Raw genomic sequence first — 884 nt, 5'->3', positions numbered from 1 at the left:
TTGCAACTGACATCAATGAAGCGGCGCTTGAGGTAGCCCGAGCCGGCATCTACCCGGCGAACATCTCGGCCGACGTGACCGAATCCCGATTACTCGCCTACTTCGAGAAGGAAGAAGATCTTCGGTATCGCGTGCACCCCAGCGTGCGACAGATGATCGTCTTTGCGCAGCATAACGTGCTAAGCGACCCGCCCTTTTCACGGCTCGACCTGGTCTGTTGCCGCAATCTGCTGATCTACCTTGATCGCACCGCACAGGCGGTGGTTCTCGACATGTTCGCCTATGCATTGAAGCCGGGCGGCTATTTATTTCTCGGCAATGCGGAATCGATCGACGGGATCAGCACGGCGTTCGAGACGATCAGCAAGGAGCACCGAATTCTTCGACTACGCGGTGACGCTGGCGCGAACGCCCGGGGCAGAATCCCATCGAGGTTGATTGCCACCGAAATCCATCCGCGGTCTGGTTCGCGAGGCAAACCGGTGACCCACAGCTTCGATACGCGTCGCGGCAAGCCGCTCGAGGCGCTGCACGATCGTGCGCTCGCCGCCGCGTCGCCCCCGAGTGTGCTCATCAACGCGGATTACGAGATCGAACGAGTCTCGCCCGGCGCCAGTGACTTTATCGTTTTCAGTGCAGGCGTGCCCACGCGTAATCTTCTGAACAATGTGGCACCGGACATTCGGCTGGAGCTGCGGGCGGCGTTGTATCGCGCGAGTGCCTCCCAGCAGCGCGTGAAGGCCGTGTTCAGTCGACGTGACCAAGAAGGCCGCGCCACCGGTCCCGTCATGACGCTTACCGTGGACCCTGTCAAGGCGGCCGACGAGGAGTCGACGTACTGGCTGGTACTCTTTGACCAACCGCCTGAGGCCAGTGCACCTCTG

Annotated in this window: 1 protein-coding gene; it reads left to right on the top strand. The window is 61.0% G+C overall.

What is annotated here, in order from left to right; genetic code table 11:
* Nucleotides 1–884 (top strand): CheR family methyltransferase (locus QCE79_RS33065; RefSeq protein WP_309851672.1); only part of this gene is annotated, 884 nt, incomplete at both ends.

Origin of the sequence: Caballeronia sp. LZ003 (genome assembly GCF_031451465.1) — a bacterium.
Taxonomy (GTDB): Bacteria; Pseudomonadota; Gammaproteobacteria; order Burkholderiales; family Burkholderiaceae; genus Caballeronia.
Note: the sequence above shows the minus strand (reverse complement) of the source record. Positions and strands in the feature narration are given on the sequence as shown.